Source organism: Methyloversatilis sp. NSM2, from assembly GCF_038066675.1.
Classification (GTDB): Bacteria; Pseudomonadota; Gammaproteobacteria; order Burkholderiales; family Rhodocyclaceae; genus Methyloversatilis; species Methyloversatilis discipulorum_A.
This window is the reverse complement of record NZ_JBBUKV010000005.1, coordinates 363,329-389,490: the sequence shown is the minus strand read 5'-3', so window position 1 is coordinate 389,490 and position 26,162 is coordinate 363,329. Positions and strand designations below refer to the sequence as shown.

Sequence of the window (26,162 nt, the reverse complement as noted above, 5' to 3'; positions counted from 1 at the left end):
TCGCTATATATATGCGCCCGGCGTCCGCTCCAACCTGCAACCCGTTCCGACATCATGAAGCCCACGCAAGCCCCCGTCCGTCAGCCCGGCCCCGGCGAATTGCAGCCGGTATTCAATCTGTACAACGCCGGCCGTCTGGCCGAAGCGGCGAACGCGGCGCGCCAGTTGCTGGCCCGCTATCCCGGCGCCGTGGTGCTGCACAGTGTGCTCGGCTCGGCACTGGCCAGCCTCGGCCGGCTGGACGAGGCGGAGGCCGCTTTCGCTGCCGCGGTGAAGGCGAATCCCGGCTCGGCCGAACTGCTCAGCAACCTCGGTCTGGTGCAGCAGCAGCGCGGCCGGCTGGACGAGGCGCTCGCCACCTATACACGCGCCGTGGCGATCAAGCGCGACTTCCCCGAACTGCTCTACAACATGGGCGTCGTGCAGGACGCGCTCGGCCGTCGCGATGACGCGGCCGCCAGCTACCGCCGCGCCATCGCGCTGCAGCCGCGCTTCGCGCTGGCGCTGTTCAACCTGGGCACGGTGCTCGACCGGCAGGGCGCGCGGAGCGACGCGATCGCGACCTACCGGCGCGCGGTCGAGGCCGAGCCCGGTTTCGTCGAGGCGTGGTCGAATCTGGGCGCGGCGCTGCAGAAGGCAGGCGACGCCGAGCAGGCGGTGGCCTGTTACCAGAGGGCGCTGGACATCCAGCCGACGGCGACCGCCTGGTTCAACCTCGGTACCGCGCAGCGCGCCTATGGCCTGATGATGGATGCGGCTGAAAGCTACCGCCGCGCCATTGCGCTGGCGCCGGCCTATGCCGACGCGCACAGCAATCTCGGCGAAATCCTGCGCGACCAGGGCGACGGCGAGGGCACGCTGGCCGCCTTCCGCGCCGCACTCGCGCTCGATGCGGAGCACGGCATGGCCAATTACAACCTCGGCCTGCTGCACCACGACCTGCACGAGTACGACAAGGCGCTGCCGTATTTCGAGCGCGCCCGCGTGCTCGACTGGCAGGACCGCGTGCTGTACTGCCTGTACAAGCTGCGCCGCAGCGACGAATTCGAGGCGCGGCTGCACGGACTGCTCGACACCCGCCACCGCTCGCCGATGATTGCCACGCTGTCCGCCCACCACGCGCGCAACCGGCGCACGGCCGACCCTTACCGCTTCTGCCCGGACCCGCTGGCGCTGGTCCATCACGGTCACCTCGACGCGCTGACCGACGCCGGTGACAGCCTGCGCGCCGATCTGCTGCGCGATATCGCGAACGCCGACATCCAGAGCCGCAAGCAGGGGCGGCTGTATTACGGCATCCAGTCCTCCGGCCACCTGTTCCGCCGCGCCGAAGCGTCGATCGCGCGGCTGGTCGGGCTGATCCGCGACGAGGTGGCGCGCTACCGCGCCACGCTGGTGGCGCACGACTGCGTCTATGCGCAGGACTTCCCGGTGCGCACCGAATTCGCCAGTTCCTGGTACGTGAAGATGAGCAAGGGCGGCCACCTGACCTCGCACATCCACGAAGAGGGCTGGCTGTCCGGCGTGCTCTACCTGGCGATGCCGTCGGACCGGCCGGCAGGCAGCACTGCCGGCGGCATCGAGTTCAGCACCGACGGTGACGACTATCCGCGCGAGCACGACGATTTTCCGCGCAAGACCTTGCTGCCGGCGGTCGGCGACATCGTGCTGTTCCCGTCCTCGCTGTTCCACCGGACGATTCCGTTCGAATCGAACGAGGAACGCATCTGCATCGCGTTCGACGTGAAGCCGGCCGACGGGGAAAGCGGTCACTGAGGTGAGCGACAAGCATTCCGCCCGGTCCGTATCGTCACGGTTCGAAAGGCGGATTCTTGGCGCATTCGTACTGGCCGTGCTGATCGTGTCCGGCATGGCGGCAATGACCTGGAAGGTTGCCGACGACGCCAATGCGGCCGCGCTGCGCGTGGCGCACACGCACGACGTGCTGAACGGCCTGGCGCGCGTGCGCGTCGAGACGCTGCAGATAGAACTCAGCACACAGAACTTCCGGCTGACCGGCGATCCGGCGCGGCTGAACGAGCGCGACCGGGCGATTGCCCGCCGCGAGATCGAGCTGGACCGCGTGCGCACGCTCACCTCCGACCATCCGGCGCAGAGCGCGCGCTGGACACAGCTGCGCGCGGTGATCGACCAGCGGCTGGGCCTCTCGCGCCGGATCGAAGCGCTGCGCAGGAACGAAGGCCAGGACGCCGCCAACGCCTTCGTGGCCGCGGCGCCGCTGCGCGAGACGCGCGAGCGCGTCGATCGCATCCTGGGCGAGATGGACAACGAGGAGCGTCGGCTCCTGGTCGACCGGAACGTCGCGCAGAAGCACTCGAGCGACCTGCTGGTCGGTGCCGGCGGGGCCGTGCTGATACTGATGCTTGCGCTGCTCGGCGCCACCTACGGGCTGATACGACGACAGCTGAGCGCGAGCGAAGGGCATCTGCGCACGGTCATCAGCCGTGTGCCGGCGCTGATCGCCTATGTCGATGCGCAGCAGCGCTACGTGTATGTGAACCGCCACTACAGAGAGCGCTTTGCGCCTCATCACCCCGACATCGCCGGTCGCTCGGTGCGCGAGGTGCTCGGCGAGACGCGCTACGCGATCGCCGCGCCGCTGATCGAGAAAGTCCTGAAGGGCGAGCCGCAGAACTACGACTGGGAACCCTTTCCGGGCGTCTGGCAGGTGATCAACTACATGCCGCGGCAGGACGAACGCGGCGAGGTGACCGGCTACTACGTGCTGGGCGCTGACATCACCGAGCGCAAGCGCGCCGAGGAAAGGATACGTCTGCTCAACGGCGAACTCGAGCAGCGCGTGCGCGAGCTGGAACAGGTGAGCCGTGCCCTGCGCACGCTCAGCGCGGGCAATCGCGCGATGCTGCGCGCCACCGGCGAGCGCGAACTGCTGGACAGCATGTGTCGCGCGCTGGTTGAAATCGGCGCCTACCCGATGGCGGTGGTCTGGTTGCGCGACGCTGCCGGTAACTATGTTCCGACCGCCCAGTGCGGCCATCCGGACGGCATCGACGGACTGCGCGCATGGGCGGCCGCCAACGCGCCAGCGCGGCGCGCGGCGATGGACGCCATCGTCGCCGACGGGCAGATGCGTTTCGTCAGCGACACCGAGCCGGCTGGTGACGACGCGCTGCCACCGCTGCCGGCTCCCGTGCCCGGCGGAGTGGTCGCCTGCCCGCTGCGGGTGGGGGGCAGCGGCATCGGTCTGCTGACCCTTCATCGGGCGGCCAGCGAAGGTTTCGGCGACGAGGAAATGGCGCTCATCGGCGAGTCGGCCGACGATCTGGCCTACGGTGTATCCACGCTGCGAACGCACGCCGAACAGGCGCGCACGCGGGAAGCCATGTACCGGCTGACCCAGTACGACCTGCTCACCGGTCTGCCCAACCAGACCCTGTTCAGCGACACGCTGGCGGCCGAGCTGCGCAGCTGCCGTCAGCACGAACGCCCGTTCGCGCTGCTGCAGATGAATATCGAGCGGCTCAGCGAAATCAACGACGCGCTCGGATTCACCCAGGGCGACCAGATCCTGTGCGAATTCGGCGGCCGGCTCAGTCGTGCGACGCCGGACGGTGTCTTCGTCGCACGACTGCGCGGCGACGAATTCGCGCTGCTGTTGCCGGACAGCGACCGTGCCGCGGCGCTGTCGATGGCGCGTCGCTTGCGCGAGGTGCTGTCGCAGCCCTTCCAGCTGGTCGAGTTGCCGATCGATGTATCGACGCGGACCGGCATCGCGCTGTATCCGGATCACGGCTCGACGCCGCACGACCTTTACCGGCACATGGACATCGCCGTGCGTCAGGCGAAGAGGCAGGGCGTCGACTGCGTCGTGTTCGATCCGGCACTGTATCCCGCGCCTTCGCACCGTCTGAACATGGCCGGTGATCTGCGACGCGCGATCGAGGCGGACGACCTGCGGCTCTATCTGCAGCCCAAGGTCGACATGCGCAGCGGCATCGTCTGCGGTGCCGAAGCGCTGGTGCGCTGGCAGCACGCGACGCGTGGCCTGATTCCGCCGTCCGAGTTCATCGAACTGGCCGAGCACACCGGCCTGATCCGGCCGCTCGCCGAGTGGATGATCGCGCGCGTGCTGCGCCTGAACCGGCAGTGGGACGACGCGGGGCGCGCGCTGCCCGTCGCGGTGAATCTGTCGGCGCGCAATCTGCGCGACGAGGATCTGGTGGACAAGATCCGCCAGATGCTCGCGCACTGGGGCACCGCGAGCGGACTGCTGGAGATCGAGATCACCGAGAGCGCCGTGATGGAGGACGCGGACTTCGCGCTGCGCGTGCTGCACGGTTTGCGCGCAGAGGGCATACGGCTCTACATCGACGATTTCGGAACCGGTTACTCCTCGCTCAGCTATCTGCAGAAGCTGCCGGTCGGCTGCATCAAGATCGACCAGTCATTCGTGCGCGCGATGGCGGTCAGCAGCGACTCCGCAGCCATCGTCCGTTCGACGATAGACCTCGTGCATGACCTCGGACGCAAGGTGGTGGCCGAGGGCGTCGAGACGCAGCAGCACTGGGACGCGCTGTGCGCGCTCGGCTGCGATGTCGCGCAGGGCTATCTCATTGCCCGGCCGATGCCGGCAGAAGACTTCCCGGCGTGGCTGGACCGCTACCGGCCAATGCGCGCCAGCGATCCGGCGGACGAGCACGGGACGTCCTGAGTTCCGGCCGCGCGACGTCTGCTGTGGCCGCTCAGTGCGGGCTGGCGGGTCTGGCCGGCAAGCGCAGCGTGACGGCCAGGCCGGGCGCGGCGTCGTCAAGTGCAATGGTGCCGCGGTGCAGGGCGACCACCGACTGCACCAGGCTCAGGCCAAGGCCGAGGCCGGGCGTGTCGCGGGCACTTTCCAGCCGGTACAGGCGCTCGAACACGCGCTCGCGCTCGGCGGCCGGAATGCCCGGCCCTTCGTCGCGCACGCACAGCCGCCAGTCGTCGCCGTCACGCGTCAGCGACAGTTCGACCGTGCCGCCGTGCGGGCTGTACTTGATGGCGTTGTCGATCAGGTTGAGCACGGTCTGGAACAGCAGGTCGCGGTGGCCCGTGCAGGCAGCGCCTTCCGGCGCGCTGACGACGAGGCGCAGGCCGCGCTCCTCGGCCAGCGGCTCCATCAGTTCGATGGCGTCGCGCACCAGGCGGCCGACATCCAGTTCGCTGAATTCGCCGCGCAGCAGGCCGGAATCGACGCGCGCGATGCGCAGCAGCGACTGGAAAGTGGACAGCACCTGGTCGACGTCGGCCAGATTGCGCTCCAGCCAGTCCGGCAGTTCGTCCGCCGTGGGCGGATGGCTCAATGCCGCCTCGATGCGCGCACGGTGACGGGTGAGCGGCGAGCGCAGATCGTGCGCGATGTTGTCGGTGGCGCCGCGCACGGTGGCGATCAGCCGCGCGATGCGGTCGAGCATGCCGTTCAGCGTCTGCGCCAGGCGGTCGAATTCATCCGCGCCGTCGCCGCTGCGCAGCGGCACCCGGTGCTGCAGATCGCCGTCCATGATCTGCTGCGCGGCGCGTCGTATCGTTTCGACCGGCCGCAGTGCGGCACGGGTGATCAGGTAGCCGCCACCCAGCGAGGCCAGCAACATCAGGCCGAAGCTCACCAGTGCGGCGCGACGGATGTCGCTGCGCACCTGTTCGACCTCGTATTCGTCGAAGCCGACGAGCAGCCGGCTGCCGTCCGGCAGGCGCACCCAGCGGGCGACGATCTCGGTCTGCCCGCGGTGGAGCAGGCTGGGCAGGCGCAAGGGCAGGCTCTCGCGGCCGGCGTTGTCCGGCCAGCGGTCCAGGTTGCCGATCAGCAGGTTGCCGGCCGCGTCCTCCAGCCGGTAGACGCGGTCGTGATTGGCCGAGCGCACGTCCAGCCGCTGGCGGATCAGGCCGCTGATGCCGCGCACGCCATCGACCCGGAACTCGGCGGTGAGGATGTCCAGCTCGGCTTCGACACTTTCCTCGACGTGGCCCAGCATGTACTGCCCGGCCAGCCAGGTCACCAGCATCAGCAGCAGGCCGAAGCCGGCGGCGAGCAGGGCGCTGTTGGCCAGCGTCAGCCGGGCGCTGGTGCTCAGGCGCAGGCTCATTGCTCGCTGTCGGCCAGTGCGCGCCGCCGGCCGTCGATCAGTGCGCGTGCGATGCCGGGCAGGGCGATGCCCAGTCGCGCTTCGAGTGCGCGGGCACGCTGCGCCAGCTTCATTTCCGACAGCCGGAAGGCGTTGCCGCGGGCGGCGAACACGATGCGGTTGTCGCCATCGGTGGTGTCGACGACGCTGACCGAGCGGGCGAAGCTGGACGCCACGCGCTCGACCCAGGCGCTGTTCAGCGCATCGCCAGCGTACATGTTGATGACCAGCACGCCGCCGTCGCGCAGCGCGGCGTGGCAGTCGTCGTAGAAGCGCTGCGTGGTCAGCGCCGCCGGCATGCCACCGATGTCGAAGCCATCCACCCACAGCAGGTCGAAGGCGCGGTCGTGCGCCGCAACCCACTCGGCGCCGTCGGCGCAGGTGACGGTCAACCTGTCGTCGTCCGGCGGGATGTGGAAGCGATCGCGCAGCGCGATCACCGCCGGCGAGATCTCGGCCACCGTCATGCGCGCCTGCGGCAAGTGGCGGTGGCAGGTCTTGACCAGCGAACCGCCGCCGAGACCGACCATGCCGATGTGGCCGGGGTCAGGTACGAACAGCAGCGACGCCATCATCAGGCGCGAGTATTCGAGCACCAGCCGCTCCGGTGCGGCGGCGTCCATCGTGCTCTGTACCGCCAGTTCGCTGAAGGCCAGCGTGAGCTGGCCGTCCTGTTCGACCAGATAGGGCTGGCCGGCGTCGACCTCGTCGCGTCCGCTCATGAGGGGGCGCGCAGGCAGTAGCCGCTGCCGCGCAGCGTGTGGATCAGCGGTGGCCAGGGCGGGCGATCCACCTTGGCACGCAGGCGCGAAATGTGTACATCGATGACGTTGGTCTGCGGGTCGAAGTGGTAGTCCCATACGCCTTCGAGCAGCATGGTGCGGGTGACCACCTGGCTGGCGTGGCGCATCAGGAATTCGAGCACGCGGTATTCCTGCGGCTTGAGCGCGATCTCCTCGCCGCCGCGCCGCACCGTGTGCGTCATGCGGTCGAGTTCGAGGTCGGCCACGCGCAGCACCGATTCGGCGACAGGCATCAGGCCACGCCGGGTGATCACCTCCAGCCGCGCCTGCAGTTCGGACATCGCGAACGGTTTCACCAGATAGTCGTCACCGCCAGCACGCAGGCCGCGTATGCGTTCGTCGACCTGGCTCAGCGCGCTGAGGATGAGCACCGGCACGCGCGAGCCGGTGGCACGCAGCGCGGCCAGCATCGAAAGACCATCCATCTGCGGCATCAGGCGGTCGAGCACGATGGCGTCGTACTGCTCGCCGGTGGCGAGGAACAGCCCCTCGCGGCCGTTCGGCGCGTGGTCGACCGCGTGGCCGGCTTCGCGCAGGCCGCGGCAGATGAATCCGGCGATTTCGCTGTCGTCCTCGACGACCAGGATGCGCATGTCGGTGGAAACTGGAGTAAGGGTCTGCACGCGCCCGCCGGGCGCGAATCCGGACGCCATTCTGCCTGCACGCCGTGTGGCCGCAACATGAACAGACGTTCATGTTGCGTTCACCCTGCGGCAAGCCGCCCGAGCGCAAGCTTGCCGACTGTCCGTATCCGTCGATTGCGTCCATGCGCTCCGTCCTTCTGTTCTCCTGTGTGCTGCTGTGCCCGCCGGCATGGGCGCAGTCGCTGACCGCGCACGCCGATGAGCACGAGCAGCCGGTGCTGCGCGACAGTGCGCTGACGCTGTCGCGTGCGCTCGATCTGGCGACCGGTCGCGCACCTGGCAGCGCGCTGCCGCAGGCGCGCATGAATGAGTCACGCGCGCTCGCCGCCCGCGCCGACAGCGTGCTGTCCGGCCCGCCGGCGGTGCAGATGCGCTACCAGACCGACCGACTGCCCGGTCACACCGGACTGCGCGAACTCGAAGCCGGGCTTGAGCTGCCCTTGTGGCGGTCCGGCCAGCGCGACGCGTTGCGGCGCGAGGCCGACGCCGGGCGGCTGCAGTCGGAGGAGGAACTGCGCGCCTACCGCTGGCGCGTGGCCGGTGATCTGCGCGAACAGCTGTGGCGCGTGCTGCAGGCCGAAGCGGAAGTGGGCCTGGCCGATGCCGACGTCGATCTTTACCGCGCGCTGGAAGACGACGTGGCGCGGCGCATCCGCGCTGGCGACGCGGCGCCGGTGGAAAAGCTGTCGGCCGAGACGGCGCGCCGCGAACGCGAAGCTGTGCTGTACGAGGCGCAGGTCGAGCTGGCGCACAGCCTGTTCGGCTGGACCGCGCTGACCGGGCAGAAGGCGCTGCCGCAGCAGGTGCGCGAAGCGGTGGCGACACAGGGAACGGGCTATCCGCCGGTGCTGATGGCGCAGGCCCACGTCGAGCGCGCGCGCAGTGCGCTCGGCACGCTGCAGTCGCAGGGCAGCGGCGCGCCGCGCCTGCTGGTCGGCGTGCGCTCGGAAACGGCGGCCGACATGCCCACCACCGACAGCGTCGGCGCGACGATTTCCATCCCCTTCGGTGGCGAGGCCCACCGCAGCGCTGCGCTGTCGCCGGCGCAGATCGAACTGGCACGCGCCGAGGACGAGCTGGCGTTCGCCCGCCGCAATGCCGAACTTGCGCTGCACGAGGCCGAACACGAACTGCACGCGCGCGAACAGGCGCGCACGCTGGCGCTCGGCCAGAAGGAGGTCGCCGAGCGTGAGGTCGAACTGGGGCGCCGCGCCTACCGCCTCGGCGAAACATCGCTGGCCGAGCGCCTGCTGGTCGAGGCGCGCGCAGCCAGCGCACGCCGCGCCGCGGCGCTGGCCGAAATCGCCTGGTCGCGCGCCGTCGCGCGCTACAACCACAGTCTGGGAATACTGCCTTGAAACCCTTTGCTGCCTTACTTCTGCTCGGCCTTTTCACCGCTTCGGCGCAGGCCGCCGACATCGTGCTCGCACCGACCCAGATGCAGCGTCTCGGCGTGCGCGAAGCGCTGCCGGTCGAGGCAAAGAGTGCGCTGGCCGCGCCGTGGTCTGCGCGCGTGGTCGCTTCGCCCGATGCCGAGTGGGTGGCGACCGCACCGTCCGGCGGCGTGGTCGTGCGGGTACCGGTGGCCGAAGGCCAGCAGGTGACGGCCGGCGCTGTGCTGGCGGAGCTGCGCAGCGCCGACCTGCCGGACATGGGCGCGTCGCTGTCGCAGGCGCGCACCGCGGCCGAACTGGCGCGCGGCAACCGCGAGCGCGACCGCGCGCTGCATGCCGAAGGGCTGATCGCCGAGCGCCGCGTGCGCGAGTCGGAGGCGGCAGCGGCGCAGGCCGACGCCGCGCTGGCCGCCGCACAGTCGCGCTTGCGCCTGATGGGGGTGTCGGCGGCCGACGCTTCGGCCGGCCGCATCCAGGTGCGCGCCACGGCCGCTGCGACCGTGCTCGAACGGATGGCGCTGCCCGGTCAGCGCGTGAACGAGGCGGACCCGCTGCTGCGCCTGGCCGATGCGAACAGGCTCATGCTGGAACTGAACCTGCCGGTCGCTCAGGCGGCGTCGGTGCGCGAGGGCGACCTGATCGAGGTCGACGGACGCGCCGGCAGGGCGCGGGTGACGCAGATAGGCTGGGGCGCGTCGGACGCCACGCAGACCGTGCTCATCCGCGCCGAACTGCCACCGACGAAGAACGGACTGCGGCCCGGCCAGTGGGTCAAGGTACGTCGCAGCGCGACGGCAGCCGCCGCCTGGTCGGTGCCGGCGGGCGCGCTGCTTCATCACGACGGCAGGAGCTGGGTGTTCATGCGCACCGCGCAGGGTTTCCGTGCGGTCGAGGTGCAGGTGCTGTCGCAGGACAGCGCGCAGGCCACCGTCAGCGGCGCGCTCGACGCGAAGGCCCCGGTCGCGGTCAGCGGGGTGGCGGCGATCAAGGCGGTGTGGCTGGGCCACGGCGGAGCCGAATGATGCTCGACGCCCTGACCCGCAGCGCGCTCGCGCGCCCGCTGCTGACCGTGCTGGCGGCGCTGCTGCTGATCGCCGCCGGCCTCAATGCGGCGATGAACCTGCCGATCGACGCCTTCCCCGACGTGTCGGCACCGCAGGTGAAGATCATCGTCAAGCTGCCCGGCATGACGCCGGAAGAGATGGAAACGCGCGTCACCACGCCGATCGAGATCGAAATGCTGGGCCTGCCGAAGCAGACCATGCTGCGCTCGACCAGCAAGTACGGCCTCACCGACGTCACCATCGATTTCGAGGACGGCACGGATATCTATTGGGCACGCAACCAGGTGAGCGAGCGGCTGAACGGCATCATGGCCGACCTGCCGCCGGGCCTGACCGGCGGGCTGGCGCCGATCACCACGCCGCTGGGCGAAATGTTCATGTTCACGGTCGAAGGCGATCTGCCGATCGCCGAGCGGCGCGCGCTGCTCGACTGGGTGATCCGTCCGGCGCTGCGTACGGTGCGCGGCGTGGCCGACGTGAACGTGCTGGGCGGCCTGGCCAGCGCCTACGAAGTGGTGCCGGACGCCGCCCGCATGGCCGCCACCGGCATCACGTTGGACGAGCTGCGGTCCACGCTGGAGCGTTTCAACCGCAACGACGGTGCAGGCCGCATCAACGAAGGCGAGGAAACGCTGCTGGTGCGCGTGCAGGGCCGCCTCACCTCGCTCGACGATATCGGCCGTCTGGTCGTGCACGCGACGCCAACCGCTCAGGTGCGGGTGGCCGACGTTGCCGAGGTGAAGCTGGGCGCGCTCACCCGCATGGGCGGCGTCACCCACAACGGCGAGGGCGAGACGGTGCAGGGCCTGGTGCTCGGCCTGCGCGGCGCCGACGCGCAGCAGGTGGTGGCCGGCGTGCGTGCCCGGCTGGAGGAAGTGCAGGCGGCGCTGCCTGCCGGTGTGAAGGTGGTGCCCTTCTACGACCGCGGCGAACTGGTGTCGAGCGCCGTCGGCACGGTGTCGAAGGCGCTGCTGGAAGCGGTGGTGCTGGTCGGCGTGATGCTCTACCTCTTCCTCGGCAATCTGCGCGCCGCGCTGGCCGTGGCCGTGGTGCTGCCGCTGTCGGCGCTGTGGACCTTCCTGCTGATGCGCCAGTTCGGCCTGTCGGCCAACCTGATGAGCCTGGGGGGACTGTCGATTGCCATCGGCCTGCTGGTCGACGCTGCCGTGGTGGTGGTCGAGAACGTGGTCGCCCATCTGCACGAGCCGGGCGCCGACCAGCGTCCGCGGCAGCAGGTGGTGCTGGACGCGGTGCGCGAGGTGGCGGTGCCGACCACTGCCGGCATCGTCATCATCGCGCTGGTGTTCGTGCCGCTGCTGAGCCTGCAGGGGCTGGAGGGCAAGCTGTTCGCGCCGGTGGCGCTGACCATCGTGTTTGCGCTGGCCGGTTCGCTGCTGCTGTCGCTGACCGTCATACCGCTGCTGGCGCGGCTCACCTTGAGTGCGAAGTCGCACGCCGATCCCTGGCTGCCGCGCACGCTCGCCCGGCTTTACGCACCGTTGCTGAAGAAGGCGCTCGCCGCACCGGCGGTGGTGGGCGGCATTGCCGGGCTGCTCGGCGTCGTCGCCGTAGTGCTGTACATGGGGCTGGGCAAGACCTTCATGCCGACGATGGACGAGGGCAGCCTCATCGTGCAACTGGAGAAACTGCCGTCCATCAGTCTCGATGCGTCGCTGGCGATCGATACCCAGTTCCAGCGCGCGCTGAAGGAGCGGGTGCCGGAGGCGCTGCAGGTGGTGGCGCGTGCCGGCTCGGACGAGATCGGTCTCGATCCGATGGGCTTGAACCAGACGGATACCTTCATCAGCCTGCCGCCGGGCGTCGACAAGCCGGCGATCATCCATCGCATCCGCGAACTGCTGAACGAGTTTCCGGGCGTGGCCTACGCCTTCACGCAGCCGATCGAAATGCGGGTGTCGGAGATGATTCTCGGTGTGCGCGGTGATCTGGCGATCCGCATCTTCGGCCCGGATCTCGACGTGCTGAACCGCAAGGCGGAGGAGATTGCCGAAGTGCTGCGCGCGACACCGGGTGCCGAGGACGTCTTCTTCGTGCGCAACGAAGGCGTGCAGTACCTGCGCGTCGTGCCTGACAACGACGCGCTGGCGCGTGCCGGACTGGACATCGACACGCTGGCGGCCAGCCTGCGTGCGCAGATCGAGGGCGAGCGGGTCGGCCTGATCCAGCAGCAGGAGCGGCGCATTCCGCTGCTGGTGCGCGCCCGCGGCAGTACGGCGGCGGCCGACGAGCTGGCGCAGATGCCGGTGGCGCTGCCGGGCGGTGGGCGTATCGCGCTCGGACAGCTCGCGCGCTTCGAGCGCGTCGGCGGGCCGGTGCAGATCAACCGCCAGCTGGGCAGCCGCAACATGGTGGTGATCGCCAACGTCGGCGGGCGCGATCTGGTCGGCTTCGTCGAGGACGCTCGCGCGCAGGTGCTGCAGAAGGTCGAGCTGCCGCCGGGCTACCGGCTGACCTGGGGTGGCGAGTTCGAGAACCAGCAGCGCGCGGCGCAGCGGCTGGCACTGGTGGTGCCGGCGGCGCTGGTGCTCATCTTCCTCATCCTCTACAGCACCTTCGATTCGCTGCGCCAGGCTGCGCTGGTGATGGCCAACGTGCCGTTCGCGATGATAGGCGGCGTGTTCGCGCTGGCGCTGTCCGGCGAATACCTGTCGGTGCCGGCGTCGGTCGGTTTCATCGCGCTGCTCGGCATCGCGGTGCTCAATGGTGTGGTGCTGGTGAGCTATTTCAACCAGTTGCGCGCGACCGGCCTGTCGATGCTGGACACCGTGGTGCACGGTGCGCAGCGCCGGCTGCGGCCGGTGCTGCTGACGGCGTCGATGGCGGCCCTCGGTCTGGTGCCGCTGCTGTTCGCGACCGGGCCCGGTTCGGAAATCCAGCGGCCGCTTGCAATCGTTGTCATTGGCGGCCTGGTTTCTTGTACTGCGTTAACACTGCTGCTGCTGCCCATCCTGTACAAGCGGTTCGGCGAGCGATCCGCCGCCTGATGATTTCATTCCATGACTGAATTCCTTGCGCCACAGCGGCGCGCGCTGCCCTTCCTGCTGGTACTTGCGCTGACGGCGCTGTCAGTCTGGACGCTGCTGCGGCTGGGCCTCTGGCTGTACGCCGACGCCGGCAGCGCCGCAGTGCACGTGTTCGGGCGCGGCCTGTGGTTCGACGCGGCGACGCTGGCCTGGATGCTGGCGCCGCTGCTCGCGATCTCGGCCCTGCTGCCGGCGCGGCTGCGCGCCAGCCGGCTCATGGGCGGAGTGCGCTGGGGCGCACTCTGGCTGGCGGTGGCGCTGCTGCTGTTCGGTGCGGTCGCCGAGGTGGTGTTCTGGGACGAGTTCTCGACCCGCTTCAACTTCATCGCGGTTGACTATCTGCTGTACACCCAGGAAGTGATCGGCAACATCGTCGAGTCCTATCCGGTCGGTGCGCTGGTCGGCGGCATCGTGTCGCTGTCGGCCCTGCTCGTGATCGTGCTGCGACGGCGACTGTCGTTCGCGGTCTCCGCGCGCCCCTGGCGCGTGCGCGTCGCCATGCTGGCGGCGGCCGTGCTGCTGCCGACGGCGGCGCAGCTGGCGACGATCGAGCAGATGGAAGGCAGCGGCGACGCCTACGCTGACGAACTGGCCGGCAACGGCCTCTTCTCGCTGGCGGCGGCGATGCGTCGCAACGAACTGGATTACGCGCGCTGGTACGCGACGCTGCCGCAGGAAGAGGCGGACGAGGTGCTGCGTACGCTGCATGTCGAGCGCCTGCCGCTGAGCGCCGAGGACAGCCCGAGCGCGATGGATGATCCGCCGCACGACAAGTCGCCCTTCACCCGCCGGCCGCGCAATGTGGTGCTGGTGACCATCGAGAGCCTGTCGGCGGAGTACGTCGGTGCCTATGGATCGAAGGACGGCCTGACGCCTGAACTGGACCGCATCGCCGCCGAAGGACTGCGCTTTGCCAACGTGTATGCCACCGGTACGCGCACCGTGCGCGGTCTGGAGGCGCTGTCGCTCGGCACGCCGCCGGTGCCCGGTCAGGCCATCGTCCGACGGACGAACAACAACAACCTGTCGACAGTCGGGGAAATCCTCGCGCCGCAGGGTGTGGTGCCGATGTTCATCTACGGTGGCTACGGCTACTTCGACAATATGAACAGCTATTTCCGCGGCAATGACTACCTCATCGTCGACCGCACGGACTTCCCGAAGGACAGCATCGTGTTCGAGAACGTGTGGGGCGTGGCGGACGAGTCGCTGTACGCCAACGCGCTGATCGCGATGAACCGCAAGGCGGCCGAGGGCAAGCCCTTCTTCGCGCAGATCATGACCACGTCGAACCACCGGCCCTACACCTACCCGGACGGGCGCATCGACATTCCGTCGCCGGGCGGCCGGCACGGTGCGGTGAAATACACCGACTGGGCGATCGGCCAGTTCATCCGCGAGGCGAAGAAGCAGCCGTGGTTCGCCGACACGCTGTTCGTGTTCGTCGCCGACCACTGCGCGTCGGTGGCCGGCAGGACGCGCCTGCCGGTGGCGAAGTACCGCATTCCGCTGATCTTCTACGCGCCGGACATGCTGCCGCCGGGCGAATTCACCGACCGTCTGAGCCAGATCGACCTGGCGCCGACACTGCTCGAAGTGATGGGCAAGAACGGCGACGACCACTTCTTCGGTCGCGCCTTCTTCGAGGAACACGTGCAGCTGGATCGCGTGTTCATCTCCAACTACCAGGACCTGGGCTATCTGCGCGGCGACCTGCTCACCGTGCTGTCGCCGCAGCGCATGGTGAGGGCGTACCGCGTCGACCCCGCAACACTGGAATCGACGACGACCGAGCCGGACCCGCAGCGCGTGAAGGAGGCGATCGCCTATTACCAGACCGCCGCCGCGGCCTTCAAGCAGGGGCGCCTGCAGATGCCTGCCGCGCAGTGATGCGGCGGCACGCCGACCTGCTCGCCGTGGCGGTGCTGTCGGCGCTGCTGGCGCTCTGGTGCAACCGCTGGAGCGACGGCGATCTGATCACCGCCACGTGGTTCTTCGACGCCGTGGCCGGCGGCTTTCCGCTGCGCAGGCACTGGCTGCTGTCGGGTGTGCTGCACGACGGCCTCAAATGGCTGGCGGTGCTGGTCTGGTTGGGCCTGTTGGCGGGCTGGTGCGTGTTGCGCGTGCGCGGCACTGCGGCAGTGCTGCGCGCCCGCTTGGCCTTCTTGCTCGTCGCCTCGCTGCTGGCGGTGATCGCAGTGAATCTGGCACGGGCGCAGTCGTCCCACAGCTGCCCCTGGTATGTCGCCGACTTCGGTGGCTCGGGGCAGTTCTTTCGCCTGCTGGATCCGCGACCTGAAGAAGCTGGACCGGGCAAGTGCCTGCCCAGCGGCCACGCCGCCACGGCCTTCATGTGGCTGGCGCTGCTACCGGTGCTGGCTGGCGGGTGGCACCGGCTGGCGCTGACCGGGGTACTGCTGCTGGGAGGGCTGGCCGGCGCGGTGCAGGTGGCCCGCGGCGCGCATTTTCCGTCGCACATCCTGCTCAGTGCGGCGCTGTGCGCGCTGGTGGTGTGGGTCTGCGCAATGCTGGCGCGCAAATGAAAACCGGCCCTTTCGGGCCGGTGTGTGCTGCTGTGCGGTAGATCAGCCTTCGAGCAGGCTGCGCAGCATCCACGCATTCTTTTCGTGGATCTGCATGCGCTGCGTCAGCAGGTCGGCCGTTGGTTCATCGTGTGCCTCGTCCACCACGGCGAAAATGCTGCGCGCGGTGCGGACGACGGCTTCCTGGCCGGCCACCAGCTGGCGGATCATGTCGTTGGCCGACGGCACGCCTTCCGGCTCCTTGATCGACGTGAGCTTGGCGTAAGCGGAGTAGGTGCCCGGTGCCGGGTAGCCCAGCGCGCGGATGCGCTCTGCCACCAGATCGACGGCCAGCGCCAGTTCGGTGTACTGACCTTCGAACATCAGGTGCAGCGTGTTGAACATCGGGCCGGTCACGTTCCAGTGGAAGTTGTGCGTGGTCAGGTAGAGGGTGTAGGTGTCGGCCAGCAGGCGCGACAGGCCATCGGCGATGGCGCGGCGCTGGTCTTCAGGAATGCCGATGTTGATCGTGCTCATTTTGATGCTCCCTTCGTTGATGCTGACGCGGATGTGAGTGCAGCCTTCAGGCGGCAGTTCCGTCCAGTGGCCCCGGAGCGGATTGCGGCGCCTGCCCGGCGATCAGTTCCGCCAGCCGTGAAAAACACTCCTGGCGGGCATTCGAACTGCGTGCGACCAGTGCGATGGTACGGCGCGGACGCGGTTCGGAGAAGCGGTGCGCGACAAGATTCATGTGACCGAGCAGGCCGGAGCGCAGCGTCATGTCAGGCAGCAGCGCCATGCCGAGCCCGCCCTCGACCATCTGCGCCAGTGTGAACAGGCTGGTCGCCTCCATGCCGGTCACCCGCGGTTCGTCAAGCCGGCATCCACCCAGCGTATGGCCGCGCAGGCAATGGCCTTCTTCCAGCAGCAGCAGCGCCTCCGGGTCCAGCTTGCCGATGTCGCGCGGCATGTCGGCCTCACGGCCGGCTGGCGCGATCAGCAGCAGTTCCTCGTCGAACAGCGGCTGTACCTGCAGGTTGCCGGTGTCGTAGGGCAGCGCGATCAGCGCGAAGTCAATTTGGCCGGCGGCGAGCCGCGACAGCAGGTTGCGGGTCAGGTCCTCGCGCAGTGCCACCTTGAGTTCAGGGTAGCGCGTGCGCACCGCGGGCAGCACGGCGGGCAGCAGGAAGGGCGCAATGGTCGGGATGACGCCGAGCTTGAGCAGGCCGCTCATCGGCCGCTCGGCGTTGCGTGCCCACTCGGTGAGATCCTCCGCTTCGGCCAGCAGCCGGCGCGCACGCTCGACGACCTCGGTGCCGACCGGCGTCATCATGACCGAATGCCGCTCGCGCTCGACCAGCAGCGAGCCGAGCGTCGCCTCGAGTTCCTTGATGCCGGCCGACAGCGTGGACTGGGTGACGAAACAGGATTCCGCCGCCTGCGTGAAGTTCAGCTTGTCGGATACGGCGATCAGGTAGCGCAACTGGCGCAGCGAAGGCAGGGCGGACATCGTCGTGCTCCGGATTATTGATCGGATTATACGATCAATACGATCAAATCAATCAATTGGACCGAATGCTGGCGCGTGTCCAGAATGCGTCCTGTCGATGTGCAGCGCCGCAAGCGGTGTGTGGCATCACCCTTTTGAATCCCGTCCATCACTCAAGGAGATGAACATGAGTCTGCAGAACCACGAAGGCAAGCGCGTCCCCAACGTCACGTTCCGCGTTCGCGAAAACAACGAGTGGAAGAACGTCACCACCGACGATCTGTTCAAGGGCAAGACCGTGGTGGTGTTTTCTCTGCCCGGCGCATTCACGCCCACCTGCTCGTCGACCCATCTGCCGCGCTACAACGAACTGGCGCCGGCGTTCAAGGCAAACGGCGTCGACGACATCCTGTGCGTGTCGGTCAATGACACCTTCGTCATGAACGAGTGGGCCAAGGACCAGGAATCCGACAATGTGACCCTGGTTCCCGACGGCAACGGTGAATTCACCGAAGGTATGGGCATGCTGGTCGACAAGGCCGACCTCGGTTTCGGCAAGCGCAGCTGGCGCTATTCGATGCTGGTGAAGGACGGCGTGGTGAGCAAGATGTTCATCGAGCCGCAGGAACCGGGTGACCCGTTCAAGGTGTCCGATGCGGACACGATGCTGAACTACATCAACCCGAACGCGAAGAAGCCGGATCAGGTGGCCATTCTGACCCGCGAGGGCTGCGGCTTCTGCGCGAAGGCCAAGGCCTTGCTGGCGGAGAAGGGCTACCACTACGCCGAGATCAACCTGCCGCACACCGAGCGTTCGCGTGCTCTGGGTGCCATCGTCGGTGCGAAGACCGTGCCGCAGGTGTTCATCAACGGTCAGCACATCGGCGGCTGGGAAGATCTGGAGAAGTGGGCGGCGGCGAAGTAAGCCGCACGAGATGGGCGTACGGCGGGGCGACCCGCCGTACGATCAGGCTTGCGCACCGCAGGGTGCGCAGCCCTGATCGTCCGACCAGGGAGACTGACATGAAGGAAATGATCGTGGATGTTGCGGTGATCGGTGCCGGCACGGCCGGCCTCGCCGCCTACCGCGCCGCCATCGCCGGCGGCAAGTCGGCCGTCATCATCGAGGGCGGCCCCTATGGCACCACCTGCGCCCGCGTCGGCTGCATGCCGAGCAAGCTGCTGATCGCCGCGGCGGAAGCGGCGCACGTGACCGAAAAGTGGGACGCCTTCGGCATCCGTCTCGAAGGGTCGGTGCGCATCGACGGCCGCGCCGTGATGGAGCGCGTGCGCCGCGAACGCGACCGCTTCGTCGGCTTCGTCGTGCGCGGTGTCGATGGCATTCCGGCCGAGCACAAGCTGCGCGGCTACGCGAAATTCATCGACGACCGCAGCCTGCAGGTCGATGAGCACACGGTGGTCACCTTCGGCCGTGCCGTCATTGCCACCGGATCGTCGCCTGCGGTGCCGCCGATGCTGAAGCCGGCCGGCAAGCGCCTCATCGTCAACGATGACGTGTTCGACTGGACCGAACTGCCGGAATCGGTGGCCGTGTTCGGTCCCGGCGTGATCGGCCTGGAGATAGGTCAGGCGCTGCACCGCCTCGGCGTGCGCGTCGAGGTGTTCGGCCGCGGCCATTTCGTCGGCCCGTTCTCCGACCCGGCGCTGAAGGCTTACGCGACCAACGCGTTTGCCGAGGAATTTCCGCTGCACGCCGACGCCAAGGTGGTGTCGGTCGAGGAGCGGCCGGACGGCGTGCGCATCGTGCAGGAACTGCAGGACGACCGCGTGGTGACCAAGGACTTCGAGTGGGTGATCGCCGCCACCGGCCGTACGCCCAATGTGAAGAATCTCGGCCTCGAGAACACGTCGGTGACGCTCGGCGCAAACGGTGTGCCGGAGTTCGACCGCACGACGATGCAGTGTGGCAGCACGCATATCTTCATCGCCGGTGACGCCAACAACGACCTGCCGCTGTTGCACGAAGCGGCCGACGAGGGCCGCATCGCCGGCGAAAACGCGGCCCGCTTCCCCGCGGTGCAGCCGGGTCTGCGTCGCGAGCCGATCGCCGTGGTGTTCTCGGACCCCCAGCTGGCGACCGTGGGCAAGCGCTACGTCGATCTCGCGCCGGACAGTTTCGTCACCGGCGAGGTGTCGTTCGAGGACCAGGGGCGCTCGCGCGTCATGCTGCGCAACAAGGGTCTGCTGCACGTGTATGCGGACAAGGCCAGCGGTCGCCTGCTCGGCTGCGAAATGATGGGGCCGGACGTCGAGCACCTGGCTCACCTGCTGGCCTGGGCGATGCAGTCGGGCATGACCGTGCAGCGCGCGCTTGAAATGCCCTTCTATCACCCGGTGGTGGAAGAGGGGCTGCGCACTGCACTGCGCGACGCGGCGGCGAAGCTCTCCGCAGCGTGATTGCGCCGCCCGCCCGGACGAGGTACCGGGCGGGCGGTTAGAATACCGGCCTCGTTGCCTCTGCCACCGTGCGGAGGCGCTGCCGGTGTCCTCACGTGTCCGCTTCAGATTCCCTCGTTTCCCGCAGCCTCGCCGCCGTCTGGCACCCCTGCACGCAGATGCAGTGGCACGCCGACCAGTCGCTGCCGCTGCTCGCCGTCAGCCGCGCGCAAGGGCCGTGGCTGTATGCGCCGGACGGCCGTCGCTACCTCGACGGCATCAGCTCGTGGTGGACCAATCTGTTCGGCCACAGTCACCCGCACATCGTGCAGTCGCTGCGCGACCAGCTGGACACGCTGGACCACGTGATGCTCGCCGGCTTCACGCACGAACCGGTGGTGACGCTGTCGGAAAAGCTGTCAGCCCTGACCGGCGGTCGCCTCGGCCACGCCTTCTACGCGTCGGACGGCGCGTCGGCAACCGAGATCGCGCTGAAGATGTCGCTGCACTACTGGCGCAACAGCGGGCGGCCGGACAAGAACGAATTCATCTGCTTCGCCGGCGGCTACCACGGCGAAACGGTCGGTGCGCTGGCGGTGACCGACGTGCCGCTGTTCCGTGATGCCTATGCGCCCATGGTGCGCGGCGCGCACGTCTTGCCCAGTCCGGCGTCGAGCGCACCACTGCACGCGCTCGACGCGCTGACAGTATTTCTCGAAGCGCATCACGCGCGGATCGCCGCGCTGATCATCGAACCGCGGGTGCAGTGCGCCGGCGGCTTCGCGATGCACGACGCAGGCTGGCTCAGTGCGGCGCGTGCGCTGTGCGACGTCTATCAGGTGCACCTGATCGCCGACGAGATCGCCGTCGGCTGCGGCCGCACCGGCACCTTCTTCGCGAGCGAGCAGTCGCTGGATGCCGACGGCGAGGGCTGGCCGGATTTCATCTGCCTGTCCAAAGGCATCACCGGCGGCACGCTGCCGCTGTCGCTGGTGCTGAGCAAGCCCTTCGTGTTCGAGGCCTTCCTCGACGACACGATGGCGCGCGGCTTCCTGCATTCGCATTCCTACACCGGCAATCCGCTCGCCTGCCGCGCAGCGCTGGCGACGCTGGAACTGTTCGAACAGCTCGACGTGCTCGAACGCAACAGGGCCTGGGCGCAGACTTTCAGCGAGGCGCTGGCGCCGCTTGCGGCGCATCCGGCCGCCCGCAATTTCCGTCAAGCGGGCATGATCTGGGCGCTCGACGTCGATACGCCGCACGCGGACTTCAGCCGCCGTTTCCATCGCGAGGCGCTGGCGCGCGAACTGCTGCTGCGGCCGATCGGCAACACGCTCTACTTCATGCCGCCTTACGTGCTCGATGAAGCGCAGAGCGTGTTGCTTGCGCAAGGGGCGCTGGCTGCGCTGGACGCTGCCCTCGCATGAGCGCCACCGACTTTCACGCCCGCCTCGAAGCGCTGGCGGCGGACGATCTGCTGCGTACCCGCCTGGTGCTGGATACGCCCTGCGGCCCCGAGGCGGTGGTCGATGGTCGGCGCCTCGTTTCCTTCGCCGGCAACGACTACCTCGGACTCGCCAGCCATCCTGAAATCGTCGACGCCTTCCGCGAAGGCGCCGCTCGCTGGGGCGCCGGCGCCGGCGCGTCGCACCTGGTCAGCGGTCACCAGCGGCCGCACGAGGAACTGGAGGTCGCGCTGGCACGGTTCACCGGATTGCCGCGCGCGCTCTATTTCTCGACCGGCTACATGGCCAACCTCGCGGTGCTGCCGGCGCTCGCCGGGCGCGGCGACACGGTGATCGCCGACCGGCTGAACCACGCCTCGCTGGTCGACGCCGCCTTGCTGTCGCGCGCCACGGTGCGTCGCTATCCGCATGGCGACGTCGCTGCGGTCGCGCGCGCGCTCGAGGCTGCAGGCGGACGGAAGGTCGTCGTGACCGACGGCGTGTTCAGCATGGATGGCGACATCGCGCCGCTGCCCGAACTGCTTGCCCTGTGCGAGCGCCACGACGCACTGCTGGTGGTCGACGACGCGCACGGTTTCGGCGTGCTCGGTGAGCAGGGGCGTGGCGTGCTGTCGCACTTTGGCCTCGCGTCACCGCGTCTGATCTACATCGGCACGCTGGGCAAGGCGGCAGGTGTCGCCGGCGCCTTCGTCGCCGGCGACGCGGATGCGATCGAATGGCTGATGCAGACCGGCCGCAGCTATCGCTACACCACCGCAGCGCCCGCGGCGACCGCCTGTGCGGTGCTGGCGAGCCTGCGCTTGATCGAGGACGGTGACGAGCGGCGCGCGCGTCTGACGGAACATCGTCTGCGCATGCGGCAGCTGCTCGCGACGTGCCGCTGGCCCTTGATGCCGTCCGACACGGCAATCCAGCCGGTGCAGGTGGGTGGCAATTCCGAGGTGCTGGCGCTGTCGGCGCGGCTGCGCGAACGTGGCCTGTGGGTGCCGGCCATCCGGCCGCCCACGGTGCCTGCTGGCAGTGCCCGCTTGCGTGTGTCGCTCAGCGCGGCGCACGAGGCCGCACACATTGACGCGCTGTGCGCTGCGCTGAACGAGGTCGGCCATGAATGACGTGCTGGCCGCCCGTTGTTACGGCACACAGGGGCCGCGCGTCGCACTGGTGCACGGCTGGGGCTGGGACGGCCGCCTGCTGTCGCCGCTGGCCGAGGCGCTGGGCGCGCATTGCCGCGTCGTCCAACCCGACCTGCCCGGCTACGGATTGAACGTCGGCCAGCGCTGCGACGGTTTCGACGACTGTGTCGATCAGCTCGTACAGGCGGTGCCCGACGCGGAGGTGCTGGTCGGCTGGTCGCTGGGCGGCCTGCTGGCGATCGCCTGGGCGGCTCGGATGCGGGTGCGCCGACTGCTCCTCGTGGGCGCTTCGCCGCGCTTCATGCAGGCCGTCGACTGGCCATATGGCATGACTGAAGAGCGCTTCGACGCCTTTGCAGATGGCCTGGAGCAGGACCCGCGGCGCACGCGCGCTCGCTTTGCCGCACTGGCGGCGCTCGGCGACAGCGATGCACGCGGCGTGCGGGGCGCGATGGCAGCGTTGATGGACGACCTGCCGCCGGCCGCTCAGGCGTTGAGTCAGGGACTGGACTGGTTGCGCGAGCGGGATCTGCGGGACACCTTGCGTTCGCTTCCAATACCTCTGTGCTGCCTGCACGGCGAGCAGGACCATGTGGTCGACATCGGCGCAGCGGCCAAGGAGGCCGCTGCGCGCTGGATGCCAGTGCCGCGCGCGGCGCATCTGCCCTGGCGGCATCGCGAGCTTTCCGATCTGTGTGCGTGGGTGTGCGCCGATGACTGAGCGCGCCGCGATACGGTCCTCATTTTCGCGGGCTGCGACGCGCTATGCCGCGGCGGCCGGGCTGCAGCGCGTGGTGTGCGATCGCCTGCTCGAACTGCTACCGGACAGATCCGCCGGGCTTGTGCTCGATCTCGGCTGCGGGACCGGCTTCGCATCGACCGGCTTGCATGCGCGCTTTCCTCAGGCGACACATTGTGCGGTCGATTTCTCGTTGGGCATGTTGCGTGCCCACGAACGGGGCAGCGGAGTGACGCGCGTCTGCGCCGATGCGCACCGCCTGCCGCTTGCCTCGGCGAGCGCGGACATCGTGTTCTCCAGCCTGATGCTGCAGTGGTGCGACCTGCCGGTTGCGCTGGCCGAATGTCGGCGCGTTCTGCGGGATGGCGGCCATATGTGTTTCAGCACCGTCCTCCTCGGAACGCTCGCAGAGATCGATGACGCGTTCGCCGGTCTGGATGCGCATCGTCACACAGTGTCATTCCCTGCGCCCGGGGCGCTGGCTGCTGCTCTGGCCGGCAGTGGCTTCACGGCGGACCTGATGCGCAGCGAAATGCACGTCGAGTACTTTGCGGATGCGCGTGCACTGCTGCAGTCGAACCGCGATATCGGTGCGTCACGCGTGCCGGATGGCGCGCGTCGTGCTCTGCTCGGCCGCGCGGCACTGCGGCAGGTATGCGATCGCTTGGAGGCACGGCGCGAAGCGCTTGGCCTGCCGCTGACCTATCAACTGGCCTGGGTGGTCGCTCGTGCGTCCTCGGGCGACCGGAGCTGATATGAGCGCGGGAAAACTGCATTTCGTCATGGGCACCGACACGGGTGTCGGCAAAACATTGGTGTCCTGCGCGCTGATCGAGGCGCTGCGGGCCAACAGCGTGAACGCGGTCGGCATGAAGCCGGTGGCGTCGGGCGCGTCGCCGGACGCCACCGGCCGCCTCGCGAACGAGGATGCCGACGCGCTGGCGCAGGCCAGCGGGCTCGACCAACCGACGGCGCTGACCAATCCCTATCTGTTCGAAGCGCCGCTGGCCCCGCATGTGGCCGCGCAACGCGAGGGGCGATCGATCGATCGCGCTGTGGTGCTGGACGCCCTGTCTGCGCTGCGCGCAGAGGCTGATCACGTCATCGTCGAAGGCGTAGGTGGGTTCATCGTGCCCTTGGGTGCCGACTGGACGACCGCCGATCTGGCGGTCGACATCGGGGCGCCGCTGATTCTTGTGGTCGGGTTGAGGCTGGGCTGCATCAACCACGCATTGCTGACGGCCGAGGCGGCGCGGGCGCGCGGGTTGACGCTGGCCGGCTGGGTCGCGAACTGCCAGCCCGAGGGCATGCTGGAGCAGGAGGCGACGATTTCCGCGCTGAAAAGTCGCCTCAACGCGCCAATTCTTGGCATAATCCCGCGGCTGTCCGGCGCCGATGCAAAAACTGCGTCGCGTCTGCTGGACATCCAGCCGCTGCTGGCCTTCCCTGGATGAATTTTTTGTTCCGGGGTTTGACAGCGCAAGAAACCCTCACCATAATCGCGGGTTTCGCTGGTCGCCGGAGGGGTTCCCGAGCGGTCAAAGGGATCAGACTGTAAATCTGACGGCTCTGCCTTCGAAGGTTCGAATCCTTCCCCCTCCACCACAACTCTTGAGCAAACAGGGTTCTGGCAAGACGGCGAGAAAGTTGCAGCAAACATCGCGAGTGCATGTCGCCGCGATGGGTGGTAGGGAGCGGTTTGGCGGGAGTAGTTCAATGGTAGAACCTTAGCCTTCCAAGCTAATGACGCGGGTTCGATTCCCGTCTCCCGCTCCACGGCTCGGGCGTGTGTCCGGGCAAAGATGTTTCAGTGCCCATGTAGCTCAGTGGCAGAGCACTCCCTTGGTAAGGGAGAGGTCGGCAGTTCAATCCTGCCCATGGGCACCAAAATTTTTTGCGTGCGGCATCCTGGTGACAACTGAGGATGTCAGTCGATGTTTGACGCAGATCTCTATCAAGCAACCAGGGTGATCGAAAATGGCAAAGGGAAAGTTTGAGCGCACCAAGCCGCACGTGAACGTGGGCACGATTGGTCACGTTGACCATGGCAAGACGACGCTGACGGCGGCGATCACGACGATTCTGTCGTCGAAGTTCGGTGGTGAGGCGAAGGCGTACGACCAGATCGACGCAGCGCCGGAAGAGAAGGCGCGCGGCATCACGATCAACACGGCGCACGTTGAGTACGAGACGGCAACCCGTCACTACGCGCACGTTGATTGCCCGGGTCACGCCGACTACGTGAAGAACATGATTACCGGTGCCGCGCAGATGGACGGCGCCATCCTGGTGTGTTCGGCCGCTGACGGCCCGATGCCGCAGACGCGCGAGCACATCCTGCTGGCCCGTCAGGTCGGTGTGCCGTACATCGTCGTGTTCCTGAACAAGTGCGACATGGTCGACGACGCCGAGCTGCTCGAGCTGGTTGAAATGGAAGTGCGCGAGCTGCTGTCGAAGTACGACTTCCCGGGCGACGACGTGCCCATCGTCAAGGGCTCGGCCCTGAAGGCGCTGGAAGGCGATAAGACCGATCTGGGCGAAGGTGCCATCATGGCGCTGGCCGCTGCACTGGACAGCTACATCCCGACGCCGGAGCGTGCGGTGGATGGCGCGTTCCTGATGCCGATCGAAGACGTGTTCTCGATCTCGGGCCGCGGCACCGTGGTGACCGGTCGTATCGAGCGCGGCATCGTGAAGGTCGGTGAGGAAATCGAAATCGTCGGTATCAAGCCGACGGTGAAGACCACCTGCACCGGCGTTGAAATGTTCCGCAAGCTGCTGGACCAGGGTCAGGCGGGCGACAACGTCGGCGTGCTGCTGCGCGGCACCAAGCGTGAAGACGTGGAGCGTGGTCAGGTTCTGGCCAAGCCGGGCTCGATCAAGCCGCACACGCACTTCACGGCCGAGATCTACGTGCTGTCGAAGGAAGAAGGTGGTCGTCACACGCCGTTCTTCAACGGCTACCGCCCGCAGTTCTACTTCCGTACGACGGACGTGACCGGCTCGATCGAACTGCCGGCCGGCACCGAAATGGTGATGCCGGGTGACAACGTGTCGATCACGGTGAAGCTGATCGCCCCGATCGCGATGGAAGAAGGTCTGCGCTTCGCGATCCGCGAAGGTGGCCGTACCGTCGGCGCCGGCGTGGTTGCAAAGATCATCGAGTAAAGAGTTGTACTCCGGGCCGCGCGTGCGGCCCGGTTCGCGTTTTGCAGGGGCATAGCTCAATTGGCAGAGCGTCGGTCTCCAAAACCGAAGGTTGGGGGTTCGATTCCCTCTGCCCCTGCCACTCCGGTGGCCAAGCCGGACAAAATTTTGCGGAGTGCG

Annotated in this window: 20 protein-coding genes and 4 tRNA genes; 19 read left to right on the top strand and 5 right to left on the bottom strand. The window is 68.1% G+C overall.

The genetic code is table 11. The features are described from left to right. Positions 1-54 precede the first annotated feature (54 nt). The gene (locus WJU27_RS12655; protein WP_341422323.1) at positions 55-1,776 is read left to right on the top strand and encodes a tetratricopeptide repeat protein; all 1,722 of its coding nucleotides are present in this window, start codon (positions 55-57) and stop codon (positions 1,774-1,776) included. A gap of 103 nt (positions 1,777-1,879) precedes the next feature. Next, the gene (locus tag WJU27_RS12650; protein ID WP_341422322.1) at positions 1,880-4,693 is read left to right on the top strand and encodes an EAL domain-containing protein; all 2,814 of its coding nucleotides are present in this window, start codon (positions 1,880-1,882) and stop codon (positions 4,691-4,693) included. 31 nt (positions 4,694-4,724) lie between these two features. Here the strand turns inward: WJU27_RS12650 and WJU27_RS12645 are convergent, their stop codons facing one another. The 3 genes from WJU27_RS12645 to WJU27_RS12635 are packed head-to-tail and all read right to left on the bottom strand — an operon-like array spanning position 4,725 to position 7,536. Further along, entirely contained in the window at positions 4,725-6,101 is a 1,377-nt protein-coding gene (locus WJU27_RS12645; RefSeq protein ID WP_341422321.1) for a sensor histidine kinase, read from the bottom strand. Next, positions 6,098-6,862: a fused MFS/spermidine synthase gene (locus WJU27_RS12640; RefSeq protein ID WP_341422320.1), complete on the bottom strand. Its 765-nt coding sequence runs from the start codon at positions 6,860-6,862 to the stop codon at positions 6,098-6,100. Before WJU27_RS12640 ends, WJU27_RS12645 begins: the two co-directional genes overlap by 4 nt. Next, the gene (locus WJU27_RS12635) at positions 6,859-7,536 is read right to left on the bottom strand and encodes a response regulator transcription factor (protein ID WP_341422443.1); all 678 of its coding nucleotides are present in this window, start codon (positions 7,534-7,536) and stop codon (positions 6,859-6,861) included. The genes WJU27_RS12640 and WJU27_RS12635 overlap by 4 nt, the downstream gene beginning before the upstream one ends. A 101-nt stretch (positions 7,537-7,637) precedes the next feature. Between WJU27_RS12635 and WJU27_RS12630 the strand changes: the two genes are divergently transcribed. From WJU27_RS12630 to WJU27_RS12610, 5 genes are read left to right on the top strand one after another with little or no spacing between them, the layout of a single operon-like run. After that, positions 7,638-8,945 (top strand): TolC family protein, encoded by a 1,308-nt coding sequence (locus tag WJU27_RS12630; RefSeq protein WP_341422319.1) that lies wholly within the window; start codon positions 7,638-7,640, stop codon positions 8,943-8,945. After that, complete coding sequence (locus tag WJU27_RS12625) at positions 8,942-10,003, top strand: efflux RND transporter periplasmic adaptor subunit (RefSeq protein ID WP_341422318.1); 1,062 nt, start codon at positions 8,942-8,944, stop codon at positions 10,001-10,003. The genes WJU27_RS12630 and WJU27_RS12625 overlap by 4 nt, the downstream gene beginning before the upstream one ends. After that, the gene (locus WJU27_RS12620) at positions 10,003-13,050 is read left to right on the top strand and encodes an efflux RND transporter permease subunit (RefSeq protein WP_341422442.1); all 3,048 of its coding nucleotides are present in this window, start codon (positions 10,003-10,005) and stop codon (positions 13,048-13,050) included. Before WJU27_RS12625 ends, WJU27_RS12620 begins: the two co-directional genes overlap by 1 nt. Before the next feature lie 12 nt (positions 13,051-13,062). Then, complete coding sequence (locus WJU27_RS12615; RefSeq protein ID WP_304006771.1) at positions 13,063-14,979, top strand: LTA synthase family protein; 1,917 nt, start codon at positions 13,063-13,065, stop codon at positions 14,977-14,979. Next, positions 14,979-15,632 carry a phosphatase PAP2 family protein gene (locus WJU27_RS12610; RefSeq protein WP_341422317.1) on the top strand — a complete coding sequence of 218 codons (654 nt, stop codon included), beginning with the start codon at positions 14,979-14,981 and terminating at the stop codon, positions 15,630-15,632. Before WJU27_RS12615 ends, WJU27_RS12610 begins: the two co-directional genes overlap by 1 nt. Positions 15,633-15,674: 42 nt before the next feature. On the opposite strand, the gene WJU27_RS12605 is transcribed toward WJU27_RS12610, so the two are convergent. Then, positions 15,675-16,148: a Dps family protein gene (locus WJU27_RS12605; protein ID WP_019915286.1), complete on the bottom strand. Its 474-nt coding sequence runs from the start codon at positions 16,146-16,148 to the stop codon at positions 15,675-15,677. 46 nt (positions 16,149-16,194) lie between these two features. Beyond that, positions 16,195-17,121, bottom strand: a complete 927-nt coding sequence (locus WJU27_RS12600; protein ID WP_304006777.1) for a hydrogen peroxide-inducible genes activator — start codon at positions 17,119-17,121, stop codon at positions 16,195-16,197. Between the two features lie 166 nt (positions 17,122-17,287). Here WJU27_RS12600 and WJU27_RS12595 point away from each other — a divergent pair, with 166 nt between their 5' ends. The 12 genes from WJU27_RS12595 to WJU27_RS12540 all read left to right on the top strand — a co-directional run bounded on the left by WJU27_RS12595 (position 17,288) and on the right by WJU27_RS12540 (position 26,124). Further along, positions 17,288-18,025, top strand: a complete 738-nt coding sequence (locus tag WJU27_RS12595; RefSeq protein WP_029143518.1) for a glutathione peroxidase — start codon at positions 17,288-17,290, stop codon at positions 18,023-18,025. Between the two features lie 98 nt (positions 18,026-18,123). Then, positions 18,124-19,518: a dihydrolipoyl dehydrogenase gene (locus tag WJU27_RS12590; protein WP_341422316.1), complete on the top strand. Its 1,395-nt coding sequence runs from the start codon at positions 18,124-18,126 to the stop codon at positions 19,516-19,518. Between the two features lie 95 nt (positions 19,519-19,613). Continuing rightward, complete coding sequence (gene bioA / locus WJU27_RS12585; protein WP_341422315.1) at positions 19,614-20,924, top strand: adenosylmethionine--8-amino-7-oxononanoate transaminase; 1,311 nt, start codon at positions 19,614-19,616, stop codon at positions 20,922-20,924. Next, positions 20,921-22,075 carry an 8-amino-7-oxononanoate synthase gene (gene bioF, locus WJU27_RS12580; protein WP_341422314.1) on the top strand — a complete coding sequence of 385 codons (1,155 nt, stop codon included), beginning with the start codon at positions 20,921-20,923 and terminating at the stop codon, positions 22,073-22,075. Before bioA ends, bioF begins: the two co-directional genes overlap by 4 nt. Then, positions 22,068-22,817, top strand: coding sequence for an alpha/beta fold hydrolase (locus WJU27_RS12575; protein ID WP_341422313.1), 750 nt, complete (start codon positions 22,068-22,070; stop codon positions 22,815-22,817). The genes bioF and WJU27_RS12575 overlap by 8 nt, the downstream gene beginning before the upstream one ends. After that, positions 22,810-23,589, top strand: coding sequence for a methyltransferase domain-containing protein (locus WJU27_RS12570; protein WP_341422312.1), 780 nt, complete (start codon positions 22,810-22,812; stop codon positions 23,587-23,589). The genes WJU27_RS12575 and WJU27_RS12570 overlap by 8 nt, the downstream gene beginning before the upstream one ends. Position 23,590: 1 nt before the next feature. Further along, positions 23,591-24,289 (top strand): dethiobiotin synthase, encoded by a 699-nt coding sequence (gene bioD / locus WJU27_RS12565; RefSeq protein WP_341422441.1) that lies wholly within the window; start codon positions 23,591-23,593, stop codon positions 24,287-24,289. A gap of 66 nt (positions 24,290-24,355) precedes the next feature. After that, positions 24,356-24,440 (top strand) — tRNA-Tyr (locus WJU27_RS12560). Between the two features lie 97 nt (positions 24,441-24,537). Further along, positions 24,538-24,611, top strand: a tRNA-Gly gene (locus tag WJU27_RS12555). A gap of 36 nt (positions 24,612-24,647) precedes the next feature. Continuing rightward, a tRNA-Thr gene (locus tag WJU27_RS12550) sits at positions 24,648-24,722 on the top strand. A gap of 90 nt (positions 24,723-24,812) precedes the next feature. After that, the gene (gene tuf, locus WJU27_RS12545) at positions 24,813-26,003 is read left to right on the top strand and encodes an elongation factor Tu (protein ID WP_020163423.1); all 1,191 of its coding nucleotides are present in this window, start codon (positions 24,813-24,815) and stop codon (positions 26,001-26,003) included. A gap of 45 nt (positions 26,004-26,048) precedes the next feature. Next, a tRNA-Trp gene (locus WJU27_RS12540) sits at positions 26,049-26,124 on the top strand. Positions 26,125-26,162 lie beyond the last annotated feature (38 nt).

Coding starts and splice junctions, on each gene's coding strand:
- WJU27_RS12655 (WP_341422323.1), top strand. CDS start 55: ATGAAGCCCACGCAAGCCCCCGTCCGTCAGCCCGGCCCCGGCGAATTG.
- WJU27_RS12650 (WP_341422322.1), top strand. CDS start 1,880: ATGACCTGGAAGGTTGCCGACGACGCCAATGCGGCCGCGCTGCGCGTG.
- WJU27_RS12645 (WP_341422321.1), bottom strand. CDS start 6,101: ATGAGCCTGCGCCTGAGCACCAGCGCCCGGCTGACGCTGGCCAACAGC.
- WJU27_RS12640 (WP_341422320.1), bottom strand. CDS start 6,862: ATGAGCGGACGCGACGAGGTCGACGCCGGCCAGCCCTATCTGGTCGAA.
- WJU27_RS12635 (WP_341422443.1), bottom strand. CDS start 7,536: ATGCGCATCCTGGTCGTCGAGGACGACAGCGAAATCGCCGGATTCATC.
- WJU27_RS12630 (WP_341422319.1), top strand. CDS start 7,638: ATGTTGCGTTCACCCTGCGGCAAGCCGCCCGAGCGCAAGCTTGCCGAC.
- WJU27_RS12620 (WP_341422442.1), top strand. CDS start 10,003: ATGCTCGACGCCCTGACCCGCAGCGCGCTCGCGCGCCCGCTGCTGACC.
- WJU27_RS12615 (WP_304006771.1), top strand. CDS start 13,063: ATGACTGAATTCCTTGCGCCACAGCGGCGCGCGCTGCCCTTCCTGCTG.
- WJU27_RS12610 (WP_341422317.1), top strand. CDS start 14,979: ATGCGGCGGCACGCCGACCTGCTCGCCGTGGCGGTGCTGTCGGCGCTG.
- WJU27_RS12605 (WP_019915286.1), bottom strand. CDS start 16,148: ATGAGCACGATCAACATCGGCATTCCTGAAGACCAGCGCCGCGCCATC.
- WJU27_RS12600 (WP_304006777.1), bottom strand. CDS start 17,121: ATGTCCGCCCTGCCTTCGCTGCGCCAGTTGCGCTACCTGATCGCCGTA.
- WJU27_RS12595 (WP_029143518.1), top strand. CDS start 17,288: ATGAGTCTGCAGAACCACGAAGGCAAGCGCGTCCCCAACGTCACGTTC.
- WJU27_RS12590 (WP_341422316.1), top strand. CDS start 18,124: ATGAAGGAAATGATCGTGGATGTTGCGGTGATCGGTGCCGGCACGGCC.
- bioF (WP_341422314.1), top strand. CDS start 20,921: ATGAGCGCCACCGACTTTCACGCCCGCCTCGAAGCGCTGGCGGCGGAC.
- WJU27_RS12575 (WP_341422313.1), top strand. CDS start 22,068: ATGAATGACGTGCTGGCCGCCCGTTGTTACGGCACACAGGGGCCGCGC.
- WJU27_RS12570 (WP_341422312.1), top strand. CDS start 22,810: ATGACTGAGCGCGCCGCGATACGGTCCTCATTTTCGCGGGCTGCGACG.
- bioD (WP_341422441.1), top strand. CDS start 23,591: ATGAGCGCGGGAAAACTGCATTTCGTCATGGGCACCGACACGGGTGTC.
- tuf (WP_020163423.1), top strand. CDS start 24,813: ATGGCAAAGGGAAAGTTTGAGCGCACCAAGCCGCACGTGAACGTGGGC.